This is a genomic window from Roseomonas chloroacetimidivorans (assembly GCF_049629625.1).
Classification (GTDB): Bacteria; Pseudomonadota; Alphaproteobacteria; order Acetobacterales; family Acetobacteraceae; genus Roseomonas; species Roseomonas chloroacetimidivorans.
Map to the genome: position 1 here is coordinate 1 of NZ_JBNBZS010000058.1, position 16,127 is coordinate 16,127.

At 67.5% G+C, this 16,127-nt stretch carries 16 protein-coding genes; 7 read left to right on the forward strand and 9 right to left on the reverse strand.

Annotation, left to right across the window (positions count from 1 at the left end; genetic code table 11):
• The first annotated feature begins 288 nt into the window (after positions 1-288).
• The gene (locus ACO1BU_RS27230) at positions 289-609 is read left to right on the forward strand and encodes a hypothetical protein (RefSeq protein ID WP_424139114.1); all 321 of its coding nucleotides are present in this window, start codon (positions 289-291) and stop codon (positions 607-609) included.
• A gap of 56 nt (positions 610-665) precedes the next feature.
• Here ACO1BU_RS27230 and ACO1BU_RS27235 read toward each other — a convergent pair whose 3' ends face one another.
• On the reverse strand, positions 666-2,066 hold the full coding sequence (locus ACO1BU_RS27235; RefSeq protein WP_424139115.1) for an amidase family protein: 1,401 nt from the start codon (positions 2,064-2,066) through the stop codon (positions 666-668).
• 271 nt (positions 2,067-2,337) lie between these two features.
• On the opposite strand from ACO1BU_RS27235, the gene ACO1BU_RS27240 reads away from it, so the two are divergent.
• From ACO1BU_RS27240 to ACO1BU_RS27250, 3 genes are all read left to right on the forward strand, one after another.
• Positions 2,338-3,072, forward strand: coding sequence for an alpha/beta fold hydrolase (locus ACO1BU_RS27240; RefSeq protein ID WP_424139116.1), 735 nt, complete (start codon positions 2,338-2,340; stop codon positions 3,070-3,072).
• Between the two features lie 12 nt (positions 3,073-3,084).
• The gene (locus ACO1BU_RS27245; RefSeq protein ID WP_424139117.1) at positions 3,085-4,782 is read left to right on the forward strand and encodes an ATP-binding protein; all 1,698 of its coding nucleotides are present in this window, start codon (positions 3,085-3,087) and stop codon (positions 4,780-4,782) included.
• A 96-nt stretch (positions 4,783-4,878) separates the two neighbouring features.
• Positions 4,879-5,766: a DMT family transporter gene (locus ACO1BU_RS27250; protein WP_424139118.1), complete on the forward strand. Its 888-nt coding sequence runs from the start codon at positions 4,879-4,881 to the stop codon at positions 5,764-5,766.
• Between the two features lie 224 nt (positions 5,767-5,990).
• On the opposite strand, the gene ACO1BU_RS27255 is transcribed toward ACO1BU_RS27250, so the two are convergent.
• The 5 genes from ACO1BU_RS27255 to ACO1BU_RS27275 are packed head-to-tail and all read right to left on the reverse strand — an operon-like array spanning position 5,991 to position 9,544.
• Positions 5,991-6,776: an enoyl-CoA hydratase/isomerase family protein gene (locus ACO1BU_RS27255; protein ID WP_424139119.1), complete on the reverse strand. Its 786-nt coding sequence runs from the start codon at positions 6,774-6,776 to the stop codon at positions 5,991-5,993.
• A gap of 2 nt (positions 6,777-6,778) precedes the next feature.
• The gene (locus tag ACO1BU_RS27260) at positions 6,779-7,429 is read right to left on the reverse strand and encodes a 3-oxoacid CoA-transferase subunit B (protein WP_424139120.1); all 651 of its coding nucleotides are present in this window, start codon (positions 7,427-7,429) and stop codon (positions 6,779-6,781) included.
• Positions 7,430-7,449: 20 nt separating this feature from the next.
• Positions 7,450-8,130 carry a 3-oxoacid CoA-transferase subunit A gene (locus tag ACO1BU_RS27265; RefSeq protein ID WP_424139121.1) on the reverse strand — a complete coding sequence of 227 codons (681 nt, stop codon included), beginning with the start codon at positions 8,128-8,130 and terminating at the stop codon, positions 7,450-7,452.
• Positions 8,127-8,960: an isocitrate lyase/PEP mutase family protein gene (locus ACO1BU_RS27270; RefSeq protein WP_424139122.1), complete on the reverse strand. Its 834-nt coding sequence runs from the start codon at positions 8,958-8,960 to the stop codon at positions 8,127-8,129. Before ACO1BU_RS27270 ends, ACO1BU_RS27265 begins: the two co-directional genes overlap by 4 nt.
• Entirely contained in the window at positions 8,957-9,544 is a 588-nt protein-coding gene (locus ACO1BU_RS27275) for a 3'-5' exonuclease (protein WP_424139123.1), read from the reverse strand. Before ACO1BU_RS27275 ends, ACO1BU_RS27270 begins: the two co-directional genes overlap by 4 nt.
• A gap of 302 nt (positions 9,545-9,846) precedes the next feature.
• Between ACO1BU_RS27275 and ACO1BU_RS27280 the strand changes: the two genes are divergently transcribed.
• The gene (locus tag ACO1BU_RS27280; RefSeq protein WP_424139124.1) at positions 9,847-10,062 is read left to right on the forward strand and encodes a hypothetical protein; all 216 of its coding nucleotides are present in this window, start codon (positions 9,847-9,849) and stop codon (positions 10,060-10,062) included.
• Positions 10,063-10,310: 248 nt separating this feature from the next.
• On the opposite strand, the gene ACO1BU_RS27285 is transcribed toward ACO1BU_RS27280, so the two are convergent.
• Entirely contained in the window at positions 10,311-12,449 is a 2,139-nt protein-coding gene (locus tag ACO1BU_RS27285) for an acetate--CoA ligase family protein (RefSeq protein ID WP_424139125.1), read from the reverse strand.
• A gap of 413 nt (positions 12,450-12,862) precedes the next feature.
• Between ACO1BU_RS27285 and ACO1BU_RS27290 the strand changes: the two genes are divergently transcribed.
• Positions 12,863-13,813, forward strand: a complete 951-nt coding sequence (locus tag ACO1BU_RS27290; RefSeq protein ID WP_424139126.1) for a tripartite tricarboxylate transporter substrate binding protein — start codon at positions 12,863-12,865, stop codon at positions 13,811-13,813.
• 47 nt (positions 13,814-13,860) lie between these two features.
• A complete protein-coding gene (locus ACO1BU_RS27295) occupies positions 13,861-14,718 on the forward strand; it encodes a TauD/TfdA dioxygenase family protein (protein ID WP_424139127.1) in 858 nt (285 codons plus the stop codon).
• 77 nt (positions 14,719-14,795) lie between these two features.
• Here the strand turns inward: ACO1BU_RS27295 and ACO1BU_RS27300 are convergent, their stop codons facing one another.
• The gene (locus tag ACO1BU_RS27300) at positions 14,796-15,503 is read right to left on the reverse strand and encodes a GntR family transcriptional regulator (RefSeq protein WP_424139128.1); all 708 of its coding nucleotides are present in this window, start codon (positions 15,501-15,503) and stop codon (positions 14,796-14,798) included.
• 143 nt (positions 15,504-15,646) lie between these two features.
• On the reverse strand, positions 15,647-15,871 hold the full coding sequence (locus ACO1BU_RS27305) for a hypothetical protein (protein WP_424139129.1): 225 nt from the start codon (positions 15,869-15,871) through the stop codon (positions 15,647-15,649).
• Positions 15,872-16,127 lie beyond the last annotated feature (256 nt).

The following is a 16,127-nucleotide window of genomic DNA, read 5'->3' on the forward strand; positions in this document are numbered from 1 at the left end:
GGGCGACGTCAACGGCGACGGCAAGGCCGACTTCCAGATCGAGGTCAACGGCCACTACGCCTTCGCCGCCTCCGACTTCGCCCTCTAAAGCCAACACAACCCACGCCCCGCCCTCATTGGGCGGGGCTCCACGACCCCACAGCATCGACGGGAAGAGGAAACCACTCCTCTTCCCGTCGCTCGCGTGGAAAGTTCCTGGCTTCCCTTGTGAACACAAATCCGTGAGAAGTAGGGAAGCTGCCGTTGCCGCCAATGCTGCTCCGGCCCGTTTGGCAAGGAGACACGCGCTTGGTTAGGCTGGATTTGCTGCGGATGGCGTCGCCCAGGAGCCGCGCCCTCTATGCGGCGCTTCGGGCTGCCAGGCCGGAGGCGCTTCCGTTGCTGACGCTTGCCCAGATCGTCTGGCCGGATGGCGAGCGGCCGAACGATCCCATCGCGGCCCTCCGCATGCAGGTTGACCGCTTGCGCAAGCGCCTGGAGGGGGCGGCCGCCGACGAAGATGTGGAATATGTGCGGCGCGAGGGCGCGCCGCCGGGCTGGCGTCTTACCTTCGGGACGCGCCGGAAGGCACGGCGCCTGGCCGTGCCGTCGGGTGCGGATAAGGAATAGACGTCCGGACCGGCCGGGCCAGGCGGGATGCTGGCCCCAGCCGGTCCGCGGCCGGGCTATGGTCGGATCGGATCCACCGGCGTGACCGGTGCCCCCGCCGCCTCGATGATCGCGCCGGCCTCCAGCAGGATGTCCTCCCGGTAGCGCCCGGCGACGAGCTGGATGCCGAGGGGGGCGGGGCCGGAAAGGTCGGTGGTCACCGTCAGGCCGGGCAAGCTCATCAGCGGCAGGCCCACCTGGGGGAGGATGGCCTCTACCACACGGTCGAAGGCCGCGGGGGATTCGAGGTCCAGCAGGTCGGGGAAGGGGGGCTCCGCCGCGACAGGCATCAGGGCGACGGGGTAGCGCTCCAGGAAGAGGCTCCATTGCCGCAGGAAGCCGGCGCGGGCCTGGAGCGCATCCTGGAAGGCGCCCATGTCGGGCTCGGGGCAGAGCCGCTCCATCTGGGCGAAGACGAAGTTGGCGTCCGGGTCATTCTCCTCCTGCAGGGCCTTCTTCAGGCCGCGGCGGCTTTCGGCGAGCCAGAGCATGGCCTGGAGCCGGGCGGGTTCGCGCAGCGGGGGAATGGGGGTTTCGGCGACCGTCCAGCCGGCATCCTGCAGTCGGCGGGCGGCGTCGCGCAGGGTGGCCTCGACCTCCGGGGTGGTGGGCATGCCCTCCGGGCGGATGCAAAGGGCGGCGCGCTTCGGATAGGCCGGGCCTTCCAGCGGTGCGGGCGTCCACCAGGGATCGCGCATGTCCGGGGCGGCCATGGCGCGCAGGGCCAGCCGGATATCGGAAATGCTGCGGGCGAGGGGGCCGGAGACGGCCATGAGCTGGGCGCCGATGGCGCGCTCGGCGGAGCTGGGATTCCAGGCGGGGACGCGGCCAATGGTGGGGCGCAGCCCGTGGATGCCGCAGGCATAGGCGGGGTAGCGGACGGAGCCGCCGATATCCGTGCCATGGCCGATGGCGCCGATTCCGGCCGCAACCGCTGCAGCCGCGCCGCCGGAGGAGCCGCCGGGGGTCAGGGCGGGGTTGCGCGGGTTGCGCGTGTGGCCGTGCAGCGAGTTGCGGGTGAACCAATGCAATGAGAAGGCTGGGGTGTTGGTGCGCCCGATAATGACGGCGCCGGCCTTGCGGAGGTTGGAGACGACGGGGTTGTCAGCCTGTGCGATCAGGTCTTTCTGGATGCGCAGCCCGTTGGTGGTGGCGAAGCCCTTCTGGTCCACATTCACCTTGGTGGTGACGGGTACGCCGGCCAGTGGGCCGGGGTCCTCACCGCGCGCCAGGGCCGCGTCCACCGCGCGGGCCGCGGCGAGGGCTTCCTCCGGCATGAACTGCACCACGGCGTTGATGGCAGGATTCGCCTGGTCGATTCGGGCGAGGGCATCGCGCGCGACCTCCTCGGCAGAAAAGTCCCGTGCGCGGATATGAGCCGCGATTTCGCTCGCCGTCAGGCGCCAGTGCTCTGTCATGGGTGCGTATGACAGCCCGGCTTGGCACGCTTGTCCAACTGTACCGCGGAGAGGGTCAGGTTCCAGCCGCATGGCCGCTTCGCGGACGGAACTGGGGGAGAGGGGCGGAAAGCTGATATACAGGGTAAAGGCAGCGAACGCTCCCTGCCTGTCTTCCGGCTTTGGCGGATGCGCCAGGGGCTGCTAGCCTGCCGTTTTTCTGGACTCGGAGTGTGAAATGGACGTTGTGGCTCGCAATAACGTCACCGTCCGCGGGACAGGTGAGAGGGCCATGCTGTTCGCTCACGGCTTCGGCTGCGATCTGAACATGTGGCGGTTCGTTGCGCCAGCCTTCGAGGATCGCTACCGCACCATTCTTTTCGACCATGTGGGCGCGGGAGGATCTGATCTCTCCGCTTATTCCCGGAAGAAGTACAGCACGCTGGACGGTTACGCCGATGACGTGGTCGAGATCGCGCGGGCACTCCAGGTGAGGGGAGGGGTTTTCGTCGGGCATTCTGTCAGCGCGATGGTGGGTGTGCTGGCGGCGAAGAAGGCACCTGAGCTCTTCGACGACCTCGTGCTGATTGGCCCCTCTCCCTGCTATATCGATGATGGCGATTATGTCGGGGGCTTCAGCCGGGCGCAGATCGAGGAACTGCTGGAGTTCCTCGACAGCAATCATATGGGCTGGTCCCGGTCCATGGCTCCCGTGATCATGGGAAATCCTGACCGTCCTGAGCTTGGCGATGAGCTGACCAACAGCTTCTGCCGGACGGACCCGGACATCGCGAAGCACTTCGCGCGCACGACCTTCCTTTCCGACAACCGGCATGATCTGCAGGGTGTCACGGCCCACGCCCTGGTGCTGCAATGCTCGGAGGATGTGATCGCGCCGCCATGCGTCGGGGAATACGTGCACCGGGCACTTCCCAACAGCAAATTCGTCCTGATGCAGGCAACAGGCCACTGCCCGAATCTGAGTGCCCCCGAAGAGACAATCGCCGCCATTGAAGCTTTCCTGTAGGAAAGGCCCTGGATGACGTTGCAGGGAATATCGGCGAGCGCTCATGGACCTCCACTCCAGGAGGATCTGGAAGACCTGTATGAGAACGCGCCCTGCGGTTATGTCTCCACTCAGCCAGATGGGCGGATTTGCAAGGTCAACGCCACTTTCGTCGCATGGTTGAAACATCCCGCTGACAAGCTGCTGGGGCGGCGGCTGCAGGACCTGCTGACCATTGCAGGAAAGATTTATTACGAAACGCATTTTGCGCCCCTGCTGCGCATGCAGGGCTTCTTCAATGAAGTTGCCCTCGACATGGTTTGCCAGGACGGAACGCGCCTTCCTGTCCTGGTGAACGCGGTTGAGCGGCGGGACGTGGCCGGCGAATTGCTTTTCATCCGGATGACCGTCTTCAACGCCACGGATCGCCGCCGCTACGAGCGGGAACTCCTGGCGGCCAGGGAAGAGGCGCTTCAGGCTAGCGCGCAACTGCGCGATCTGAATGCCACCCTGGAGCAGCGGGTCGCGGATGAGGTGCAGGAGCGGATGAAGGTCGAAGCCGCGCTGCGCCAGGCCCAGAAAATGGAGGCCATCGGCCAGCTGACAGGCGGCGTGGCGCATGACTTTAACAATCTGCTGACCGTCATCATCGGCGGCCTGGAAACCATCGAGCGGCAATTGGAGAAGCTGCCGGACGGGCCCGAGATCGCCCGGATGCGCCGTGCGCGCAACATGGCCGTTCAGGCGGCAAACCGCTCCGCCACGCTGACCGCCCGCCTGCTCGCCTTCTCGCGCCGCATGCCGCTGGACCCGAAGCCGATCGACGCCAACCGGCTGGTCGGCGGGCTTGCGGACCTGCTCCAGAGAACTCTTGGCGAAACCATCGCGCTTGAGACCATTGCTGCCGCAGGGCTATGGCGCGCCCAGGCCGATCCTGGCGAACTCGAGAACGCGCTGGTGAACCTTGCGGTCAACGCCCGTGACGCCATGCCCAAAGGTGGCAGGCTGACGATCGAAACGGGCAATGCCTCTCTGGATGAGGCCTATGTTTCCGCGATGAATGAACCCGTGCAGCCTGGCCAGTATGTGCTGATCGCGGTGTCCGACACGGGCACGGGCATGGACAAGGAGACGCTCGACCGCGTTTTTGAGCCCTTCTTCACCACCAAGGAGGTTGGCAAGGGAACCGGCCTCGGCCTCAGCCAGGTCTATGGCTTCGTGCGCCAGACCGGTGGGCATATCCGCATCTACAGCGAGTTGGGCCATGGCACGACGGTCAAGATCTACCTGCCGCGGCTTCATGGGCCTGACGACCTGGCGGAAGCCGGGGAGGCCGCCGCGGAGAAGATCGCTGATGGTGGGAAAGAGACCATCCTGGTTGTCGAGGACCATGAGGATCTCCGTGCCTACAGCTCAGGTGTTCTGCGCGAGCTCGGCTATCATGTGCTGGAGGCAGGCAGCGGCCCGGCGGCGCTCACCCTGTTTTCCCGGAATCCTGATATTGATCTGCTCTTCACCGATGTCGTGTTGCCGGATGGGATGAGTGGCCGGCAGCTCGCCGATGAGGTGCTGCGCCGCCGTCCCGGCCTGAAAGTCCTCTTCACGACCGGCTATACCAAGAACGCTATCGTCCATAACGGGCGGCTCGATCCCGGTGTGCAACTTATCAATAAGCCGTTCACCTATGCGGCTCTCGCGGCGAAGGTCCGATCGGTGCTGGACGGAGGCTGACGCGGGTCTGCCCCGCGCAAAGTTTTATCCTCAAGGTCGCCTCGGCCCTGGCCTTGTCCTGGGCGCCGGTTTACCCGGCGCCCGATGGACCGATCCGTGCCGCAGGGCATCCTGCTCGCCTTCCTGGCCTTTGCGGCCTACGCGCTCAGCGATGCTTCGGTGAAGCTGCTGCATGGAACGCTCAGCACCTATGAGGCGGTGTTCTTCGGCGCGCTTTCGGGCGTGGTGGCCCTGCCGCTGTTGCGCAAGCGGGGGGAGCGGCTGGGCGATGTGTTCCGTGCGCGCAACCGCGTGATGTGGTTCGTGCGGGCCGGGGCGGCGCTGAGCGGCAGCCTGGGTAGCGTGACGGCCTTCACGCATCTCTCCATGGCCGAAGCCTTCTCGCTGCTATTCCTGATGCCGACCTTCGTGACAATCCTGTCGGTGATCTTCCTGAAGGAGGCGGTGGGCTGGCGGCGCTGGTCGGCGGTGCTGATGGGTTTCGTGGGTGTGCTGGTGGTGCTGCGCCCGGGCTTCCGGGAGATGAATATCGGCCATCTTGGCGCCGTGGTGGGCGGGCTGTCCGGCGCCGTGACTGTCGTGATGATGCGTGCCTATGGAAAGAGCGAGACGCGGCTCTCGCTTTATGGCGCCGGGCTGGCGGGGCCGGTGGTCGGGGCCGGGCTGCTGATGCTGCCGGACTTCGCTTGGCCGACGCCAATGCAGTGGGTCTGGCTGCTGGGCTACGGGCTGCTGATGGCGGTGGGGAACATCCTGGTCATGCTGGCCTCCGCCCGGATCCCGGCCAGCCTGGTGGCGCCGGCGCAGTACAGCCAGATGATCTGGGCGATCGTGCTGGGCTATATGGTGTTCGGCGACGGGCTGGACGCGATGATGGCGCTGGGCGTCGCAGTCATCATCGTGTCGGGGGTGTTCACCTTCATGCGGGAGAAGGTGCGGCAGCCGCGCGGGTGGCGGCGGGTGCCGCCGGTGCATCCGCAGTGATTGGTGCTGCCTGGGTGGCCCCGGGAAGGCTCTGCCTTCCCGGACCCATCCGCCAGGAAACTGAGTTTCCCGGACCTTCCGCCTGTTGGAGCGTGCTGAGGATCTTGGACCCTCGGCGACGGCCAGTGTTGTTCAGAAGGCCAGGATAAAGGGCCTGCGGCGCTGCCCTCGATCGCTTCTTCCGGAAACAGATCCCGGGGGCCGGAAGGCAGAGCCTTCCAGCCTCATCCACCCGTAAACTTAGGCTCGCGCTTTTCGAGGAAGGCCGCGCGCCCCTCCTGATGGTCCGCCGAGAGGAAGAGCGTGGTCTGGAAGTGGCGTTCCGTCTCCAGCGCTGCGTCCAGTCCCGCCGTGAGCATGGCCTTGGTGAGGGCCATGGGCGTGGGGGCCTGGGTTGCGAGGAAGCGGGCGCGTTCTAGGGCGACGGGCAGGGCCTGGCCGCGGGGCACGACTTCTTCCACCAGGCCGATGCGCTCGGCTTCCTCCGCCGCTACCTGGGTGTGCAGCATTAGCATTTTCCGGGCGCGGCCGGCGCCGATGCGGGCGGGCAGGGTGAAGGGAAGGCCGAGATCGCCCATCAGCCCGACCCGGCCGAAGCCGGCCATGAAGCGCGCGTCGGTGGCGGCCACGATCAGGTCGCAGGCGCAGGCGAGGGAGAGGCCGGCGCCGACGCACCAGCCCTCCACCGCCGCGACCACGGGCTTGGTGCCGGCGGCGAGGAGGCGGATGGAGCGGTGCGCGCGGCGCAGGCGTTCGCGGCCGGCCAGGGCGTCGCGCACATCCATGCCGGAGATGTCGCCGCCGCTGCAGAAATTGCCGGAAGCGCCGGAGACGACGATGGCACGGATGGCGGGATCGCCTTCCGCTTCCTCCAGCACATCGGCCATGCGTTCCCGCAGCGGCACGGCCAGCGCGTTGCGACGTGCGGGGTAGTCGAGGGTGAGGCTGAGCACGCCGCCTTCGCGGGCGATGTGCAGGGCCATGCCGTCCGGCAGATCCGTGTCGGGCATGGTCAGGCCGCGGCCATCGCGTTTTGCAGGGGGGCGGCGGTGACGCTGCGGAGGTGTTCCATCGTCACGCCGGGGGCGAGGTCGCGCACGGCGAAGCCGTTTTCCGTCACGTCCAGCACGGCAAGGTTGGTGTAGATGCGCGACACGGCCTGCATGGCCGTCAGCGGGTAGGAGCATTTCTCCACCAGCTTCGGGCGGCCGTCTTTGGTCGTGTGCTCCATCATCACCCAGACGCGCTTGGCGCCAGCGGCGAGATCCATGGCGCCGCCCACGGCAGGGGCGGTGTCATTCTCGCTGGTGGCCCAGTTGGCGATGTCGCCGTTGCTGGCCACCTCGAAGGCGCCGAGCACGCAGAGGTCGATATGACCGCCGCGGATCATCGCGAAGCTGTCGGCGTGGTGGAAGTAGCTGCCGCCGGCGCGGAGCGTGACGGGTTGCTTACCGGCATTGATCAGCCAGGCGTCTTCCTTGCCCTTCTCCGGCGCGGGGCCCATGCCGAGGATGCCGTTTTCCGAATGCAGGACGACTTCGCGCTCGGGCGGAACATGGTCGGCGACGAGGGTCGGGATGCCGATGCCGAGATTGACGTACCAGCCCTCGGGGATGTCCTGCGCGACGCGGCCGGCCATCTGGATGCGGGACCAGGGTTCCATCGCTGCTCTCCTTCTTCTCGTCAGGCCCAGGGGGCGCCGCGCTTCACGTTGACGATGCGGTCCACGAAGATGCCCGGCGTGACAACGCGCTCGCCCTCGATCTCGCCGAGTTCGACGATGTTGTGGGCCTGCACGATGGTGAGCTTGCCCGCCATCGCCATCACCGGGTTGAAGTTGCGGCCGCTGCGCCGGTAGGTGAGGTTGCCCCAGCGGTCGGCCTCCCAGGCCTCCACCAGCGCGACATCGCCGGGCAGGGCGTATTCCATCACATGCGGGCGGCCGTTGAACTCGCGCGCCTCCTTGCCCTGGCCGAGCTTCGTGCCGGCGGCGGTGGGGGTGAAGAAGGCGGGGATGCCGGCGCCGGCGGCGCGCATGCGCTCGGCCAGCGTGCCCTGGGGGACGATTTCGAGTTCGAGCTTGCCGGCCTTGTACAGTTCCTCGAACACCACCGATCCGACGCTGCGCGGGAAGGAGCAGATGATCTTGCGGACGCGGCCCAGCTCCATCAGGCGGGCGAGGCCGGTGCGGCCGGTGCCGGCATTGTTGGCGACGATGGTGAGGTCCTTCGCGCCCTGCTCGATCAGGCCGTCGATCAGGTCGTCAGGCTGGCCGGCGGCGCCGAAGCCGCCGACGAGAACGGTGCTGCCATCCTTCACGCCCTCCATGGCGGCGGCCATGTCACGGACGATCTTGTTGATCACTGCTTTGACACTCCCGAAGTCATGTATTGAGCGATGCGGTCATAGGGGGTGAGGGCGGCGATGGCGGGCAGGTCGCCCGCCATCAGAGACCGCCCGGCCTCCAGAGCCGCGCCATAGGCGGCGCGGGCGATGGCGCCGCCGACGCTGACGCGGCGGACGCCAAGTTCCGCCAGCCGGGCGAAGGGCACGGCGCCGCTGCGCGGGCCGATCAGCACATTCACCGGCTTCGGCGCGACCGCTTTCACCACGGCGGCGATCGCCGCCTCGTCCGGCAGGCCGGGGGCGTAGAGGCAATCGGCGCCGGCCTCGGCGAAGGCGGTGAGGCGGCGGATGGTGTCGTCCAGGTCCGGGTGGCCGTGGAGGAAGTTCTCGGCGCGGGCGGTCAGGACGAAGGGGTAGGGCGCGGCGCGGGCGGTGCGCGCGGCCGCGGCGATGCGGGCGACGGCTTGGTCGAAACCGTGGATCGGGGCGGCGGGGTTGGCGGTCGTGTCCTCGATGGTGCAGCCGCAGAGGCCGGTGGCGATGGCGGCGGCGACGGTCACGGCGGCGTCCTCCGGCGCGGGGCCGAAGCCGTCTTCGAGATCGGCGGAGACAGGGAGGTCGGTGGCCTCGATCAGGGCGCGGGCATTGGCGAGGGCCTCATCGCGGGAAATGGCGGCTTCCATGTCGCGGCGGCCGAGGGTGAAGGCGAGGCCGGCGGAGGTGGTGGCGACGGCCTGGAAGCCGAGCCCGGCCATCAGCCGTGCGCTGCCGGCATCCCAGGCATTGGGCAGGGCGAAGCAGCCGGCCGCGTGCAGGGCGCGGAAGCGCTCGGCCTTCTCCCGGGTCACGCGGCCATCTCCGCGGTGCGGTCATTGGTGAAGCCGTGCAGGCGCATCGGCGCGGGCGGCAGCGCGTATAGAGCGCGCAGGATGTTAGCGGCGAGCCAGGCGTCTTCCAGCGCACCATGCAGCGCGGTTTCACGGCCCAGGCCGCAGGCGGCGGAGGCATGGGCGAGGCCGGAGCGCGCCCCGGGCCGGTGGCGGCGCCAGGCGAGCATGGTGCAGAACTCGCCGGACCAGGGGCGGGACATGCCGAGGCGGTCGAACTCGCCGCCGAGCATGCGGCGGTCGAAGGACATGTTGTGAGCGCAGCCGAGGGCCCCGGCGAAGAAATCCGCGATGTCCTCCGCATGATCGGCGAAGCTGGGCTGCTGGGCGAGATAGGCATCAGAGAGGCCGTGCACGCGGAAGGCACCAAAATGGCAGGGCATGCTGGGTGCGAAGACGAGGTGCAGCGTCGCCTCGGGCTCCAGCCCGGCATCCAGTCGCACGGCGCCGAGGGAGACGACCCGGTCCTGGCCGGTGCAGCCGGTCGTTTCAGTGTCGAAGACGATAACGGGGCGGCCGGGAAGCGCGCCGGTGGGGTGCGACATGTCCTTTCCTCCGTCCCTGGGAGGCGCAAATTGCCACAGGAGGGGCGGGGCGTCTCCCCCGGGGGAAAAGGGCCGGGGGAAGAAAGAAGCCTCCGCGGCGCCTCGGGCGCCGTGATCTCGCCTGTGCTGATCGCGTGGCGAAAGCCGGCAGAGTCCGGGCAGCCCGGCCCTCTGGTTTTCAGCATGCAATTCGGTTCGGAATGGCGCGGTTATCACGTTGATTGTTAACTTGGACGCATCGCCGGTCGACATTGTGGAGGTCTTTGAGATTATCGGGGCACATATCTCACCGGGAGAGGCAGATGCTTTCTTTTGTTCTGACGGACATTGCCCTCGCTGCTTCCTTATTTTTGATTATCTTCGTGCCCGGCGTTATTGCCCTCGGTGTGGCCTCATTGCTCATCCGTAGGACGTGGGGTGACGAGGCCGCTCTGGTTCGTCACGGCAGCCCGGCGGCCCACCGCTTTGACGTTCTGGGACAGAGCGGGCAGCAGCAAAACAAGCTGTTTAGAGGGTAGAAGCTAGGGTAGACCGCTGTGAACGGAATTATCCGGAAGCGCGACGTTTTCTCCTGGAGAAAAAGACTGGGGTGAAGGCTTGTGAACGGAGAATGCCATTCATTCTGGTGGCCCTGCCCTGTTAATTAAGGAGATGTTTCGCGCCTCCGGCATGGGATGATGCTGGCCGCAGAACCCAGAAATTGGTCCCTGGCGTGGTCGCTTGTTTTTCTGAGGAGAAAACGGGCCCTGGCTGTGATCTTTGTTTTCTAGGCTTTCGGCGTCAGTTCAATCACTGCGTCGGCAGCGAAGGCGCCTTGTCCCTCCGGAAGAACCAGAACCGGGTTGATATCCACGGAGGTCAATCCGTCCCCAGCGGCCACGGCGAAGGCGGAGAGCGCCGAGAGGATGCGGGCGAGGGCGGGGACATCGGCGCGAGGCCGGCCGCGGGCGCCGTCGAGCAGAGGGAAGCCGCGAAGGGAGCGGATCATGGCCTCCGCTTCCACCAGGTCCACCGGGCAGCGGCGGAGCGCGACGTCGCGCAGCACCTCGATGAAGACGCCGCCGAGACCGACCATGGCAATAGGACCGAAGACGGGGTCGCGGGTGATGCCGAGGGCCATCTCCACCGCGCCGGTGATCTGGCGGGCGACGAGGATGCCGGTGACGCGAGCGCCGGGGGCGTTCCTTGCCGCGTTACGCATCAGAAGGTCGTAATTCTCGCGGACCGCGTCCTCGTCCGCCACGTTCAGCACGACGCCGCCGACCTCCGATTTGTGGAGGATGTCCGGGGAGAGGAGCTTCATCACCACGGGGAAGCCGATGGCGTGGGCGGCCGCGACGGCTTCCTCCGGGCTTGATGCGGCGGCCTCGGGCACGGGCGGGACGCCGGCCTCGGCCAGGAGGCGCTTGGCCTCGGCCTCGTCCGGGGTGGTGGCGGGCAAGGTAACGGTGGGGAGGGGGACCTCCGCGCGGGGCGGGCGGGCGAAGGCCTGGCCGAAGCGGCCCTGGGCAGCCAGGGCGACGACGGCGCGGGAGGGGTCTTCGAAGACCAGATAGCCATCGGCCTCGTATTCCCGCACCAGCTCGGGGGCGGCGAGGACACTGAGGACCCAGAGGCGGTCCGGATGGTCCTTCTTGACCCCGTTCAGCTCGGCCCGCAGCCGGGGAGCAAGGGCGGGGGAGCCGCCGACGCCGGTGAAGAAGGCGATGAGGCTGGTATAGCCACCATCCTCCACCATGCCGCGCGCGAAGGCGCCGACCAGGGACATGTCGTTGAAGACCTGGGCGGTGCAGTCCACGGGGTTGGAGGGGTTGCTGAAGGGGATCAGGGTGCGGAGCCGGGCCTGGGCCTCCTCGGGCATCGGGGGCATGGGCAGGCCCTGCTCCTCCGCCACATCGGAGATCATCACCCCGGCGCCGCCGGAGATGGAGACGACGCCAAGGGTGTTGGCGACGGGATAGATGCGCGGCGTCGCGGCGTAGCAGACATCGAGCAGTTCCTCGGTGTTGCGGGCGCGGTGGACGCCGAATTCCTCCAGCACAACGCCGGTGGCGGCGTCGTCCCCGGCGATGCTGGCGGTGTGGGACTGCGCGGCCCGGGCGCCGAGGGCGGAGCGGCCGACCTTCATCATCACCACGGGTTTGCGGGCGCGGCGGGCGGCCTCCAGCGCCGCGAGGAAGCGTGGGCCTTCCCGCACGCCCTCGGAATAGGCGGCGATAACGTCCACCCCGTCATCCTCGGCCAGCCAGCCGATCACGTCGCCCAGCGTGACCTCGGCCTCGTTGCCCGTGGTGATCACGACGGGGGTGGCGATGCCCCGGTTGCGGGCGGCGACGAAGAGGTGGGTGCCATAGGCGCCGGACTGGCTGGCGATGCCGATCCGGCCGCGGCCGGGGAGAGGCTCCGCCGGCCAGCCGCTGTCGAAGGAAGAGGTGAAGATCGGGAAGTAGCCGAGTGGGGCGTTGAAGAGGCCGAGGCAGTTGGGGCCGAGCAGGCGCATGCCGTGGCGGCGCGCCGTCGCGACCAGGCGGTCCTGGGCCTCGCGCCCGGCTTCGTCCACCTCGGCGAAGCCGGCGGTGAAGACAATGGCGGCGGGGCAGCCGCGGCGGCCCAGGGCGTCCACCGCCTGTTCCGCCATGGCGCCGGGAACGGCCACGACGGCGGCATCCGGCGTGCCGGGGAGGGAGGCGACATCGGGGAAGGCCGGGAGGCCCTGCACGCGGTCGCGCTTCGGGTTCACCGGCCAGAGGGCGCCGGCGAAGCCACGCTGGATCATGTTGGAGAGGGGGCGACCGCCGATGCGGGTTGGCTCATCGGAGGCGCCGATGATGGCCACGCTGCTGGGTGCCACCATCGGCCGTAGCGATCCGAAGCTCGCGGCCATCCCGTCATTGGACCTGGACATGCCCCCTCCCTTCCTTGTCTCGCCGGGAACGCTGCGCCGAATGGAGAGTGTCGACAAGAGGTTGGCCGGAGGCCGGCCGCCCTGCGGCGCTACCACATGCCCCCGCCTTTGAGTGTGCTGGGACGGCTTCGGGCGACCTGGCGAAGGCGCTGCTGAACCGATGAGCCGAGTTGGGCGGAAGGGCTGGGTGCGGGCTCTCCGTTGGGCGGGCGTTTCTTCAAATAAACAAAAAAAATACAAATCACCCAGTTGGCTGCGGGTGACGGGCATGGTGGCGGGTGATCTGGCGAGCGGGAATACGAATATTCGTGTATCTGCGGCTGCATATTAGCCTTGCTGTCGCCAGGAGTGGTGTGTTTGTATCCAAGAAAGCGGCCGGCCAGCAGTGCAGAAAAAGGCCGGGGGAGGAAAGCATGGTCAGGCTCTGGGCGTTTCTGGCCCTTGTCGCCGTTGTTCTCGGGACGCCGGCGCGGGCTGCTTACCCGGATCGGCCGGTGACGATGGTGGTGGCCTTCGCGGCCGGCGGCGGGACGGATATCGCGGCGCGTACCGTGGCGCGCTTCATGTCGCAGCGGCTGGGTCAGCCGATCGTCGTGATCAACAAGCCTGGTGCGGGGGGTGAGATCGGCTTCACCTATCTCGCCCGTTCGGCACCCGACGGATACACGCTGGGCTTCATCAATACGCCGAATCTTGTGACGATCCCGCTGGAGCGGCAGGCGCAGTATCATCTGCGGGACTTCGCGCCGATCGCCAATGTCGTGGACGACCCGGGCGGAATCTTCGTGCGGGCCGACAGCCGCTACAAGTCGCTCAAGGACCTGCTCGACCAGGCACGGTCCAGGCCCGACGGCATCTCCTATGGCACGACCGGCGTGGGTTCGGACGACCATCTCTCGATACTGGCGCTGCAGGGACTGACCGGCATCCGCATGACCCATGTGGCGTATAACGGTTCCTCGGCCGTGCGGCAGGCGCTCATGACCGGCGAGATCGCGGTTGGCGCGCTCAATATGGGCGAGGGCGCGGCGGATGCGCGGCAGGGTCTGATCCGCTCGCTTGGCCAGATGGGCGTGGAGCGCTGGCCGGGCGCGCCCGAGGTGCAGACGCTGCGCGAGATGGGCCTGAACGTGGTGGAGGGCTCGATGCGCGGCCTTGCGGCGCCAGCGGGCACGCCGCGCGAGGTGCTGCGTGTCCTGGCCAGTGCCGCGGAAGCGGCGATGCAGGATCCCGAGTTCAGGCGCCTGGCCGACCAGCAATATCTGCCGCTGCGCTATCTCGGGCCCGACGAGTATCTCACCGAACTCCAGAAGCTGGGCGAGCACTACTCGCGGCTCTGGGAAACCTCTCCCTGGCGCGAGTGAAGGCAGGACCTTCCGCCGGGATCATCGCAGGAAACAGGAGAAAGACAGTGTCCAGCGTGCAAGTCCGCAAGCTTAGCCCGGTTATTGGAGCGGAGATGGTCGGTGTCGACCTGACGAGGCCGATCGGCGACAATCTCTTCAACGAGATCCGCCAGGCCTGGAACGACGCGAATGGCGTGCTGGTGCTGCGTGACCAGAACATCACGCCCGAGCAGCACATTGCCTTCAGCGCCCGCTTTGGCGATCTGGAGAAGCTGGAGGGCCACACGGTCGCCAAGTACCTGCTGCCCGGCCATCCCGAGATCTACCGCGTCTCGAACAAGGTGATCGACGGAAAGCCACAGGGGCGCAAGGGCGCGGGCACCTACTGGCATTCCGACATGTCCTATGACGAGACGCCGCCCAAGGCCTCCCTGCTGCACGCGATCGAGGTTCCGCCCTATGGCGGCGACACGATCTTCGCCTGCATGTATGCGGCCTATGAGGCGCTGTCGGAGCCGATGAAGGCCTTCCTCGGCAATCTGCGCGCGGTGCATGACTTCCGGGTTGCGAGCAAGACGGGTTTCCGCAACGAGGTCATCACCCAGCAGGAGTTGCAGACCGTGCCGGAGCAGACGCATCCGGTGGTCCGCACCCATCCCGAAACAGGCCGCAAGGCACTCTTTGTGAATGAGGGCTTCACCTCCCACATCGTGGGGCTGAGCAGGGCCGAGAGCGATGCGATCCTGGCCTTCCTGTACAAGCACACGACGCAGCAGGAATTCCTGTACCGCCATGTGTATCGCGAGAAGGACCTGGTGATCTGGGACAACCGCTGCACCATGCATTACGCGGTCATGGATTATGATGGGCTTGGCGACCGCTACATGCACCGCTGCACGGTGATCGGCGAGCGGACAAACTGAGGGCATTCCGCCCCGGGGAACCGGCCGGGAAATAGGTAGGGCGGCGCGGCGGTCGAAGGATCGCCGCGCCGTTCGCGTCAGGGGGCATTCTCCGGCGAGGTAGAATCGGAGGTGGCCCGGAAGGCGATGCGGGCGATGCGGAGATGCGTTCTCATCACCTGCTCCGCCAGCACGGGGTCGCGCTGCCGGATGGCAAGGAGCAGGTCGCGGTGGTGCTGGCGGCTTCGCCGCAGCTCCGCCTCACCATATCCATAGAACAGGCCGATGATCAGCGGCGCGTCCACCAGCGCCTCCGCCATCTTGGTGAGGCGTGGTGAGCCTGCGGATTGCAGGAGCAGGCGGTGAAAGCGGTTGTTGGCGAGCTGGAGGTCGCGCAGGTACTCGTCGGGCTTCTCGGTGCCGAGGCGGTCCATCTCCTCCGCCAGCTGTTCGAGTTCCGCGAGCTGCTCGGGCGTCGCATTGCGCGCGGCAAGGCCGGCTGCGTGGCTCTCCACGAGGATGCGGAGGTCGAAGACCTCCTCCAGATCGTGCCGGGTCCATTCCGCGACGATGGCCCCACGGCGGCCCTGGCCGATCAGCAGCCCGTCATTCACCAGCCGCTGCAAGGCCGCGCGGACAGGCGTGCGGCTGAAGCCCGTCTCCTGCGCCACATGCTCTTCCTTGAGCCGGAGGCCCGGCGGGTAGCTGCCCGTCACGATGCGGCGGCGGAGCAATCCATAGACCGACTCCGTTGCGCTGATGCCGGACCGGCCCGTGCCGCTGGTTTCGGGCGGGTCGAGGCTCATGCCAGCCCAGGACGAAGGAGGGGTGCTCTTGTCGTTCACGCGCCGAAACTGGCCGCCTGGCAGGGGGTTGGCTAGAGCATTGTCGGCTGGGCCGAGTCTGGGTGTCGGGCCATCCGCTCCGGCGCGGATGGCGCCGGAGCGGCTCAGGGCTGCCCGCTGCTCTCCTCCCCCTCCTCGTCCTCGTCCTCCTCGTCGTAGGCAACCTCGGCACCGCCGACCACGGCGAGGCAGTCGGCATAGGTGGAGAGGATCCAGTCGCGGCTGTGTTCCGCCTTGTCCGCAGCGGATTCCATGATGATTCGGAGCAGGGCGAGGGCCACCGCTGGCTCGCTGTCGCCCTCGATGTCGATTTTCGGCAGGTCGGACATGGTCCATCCCTTCATAGCGCGGTGAAGCGAGTCCTACGCCTCAGCCTGGGACAGGGATGCAGCCCGGCGGGTGGATCGCGAGGAGTTGGGGTGAAGGCGGCTGGGCAAATAACTGCAAATCGTTCTCAACCGCGTTGCATCCCCTGTGCATGTGCGATATGGGCAGATCTCCGACTGACGTGGCTCGGTCCCGGCGCCCCCCGCCGGGCCGCATTTGCCCTTCCGGGGCCGCGGGGGGGGGGCGGGGCGGGGGGGG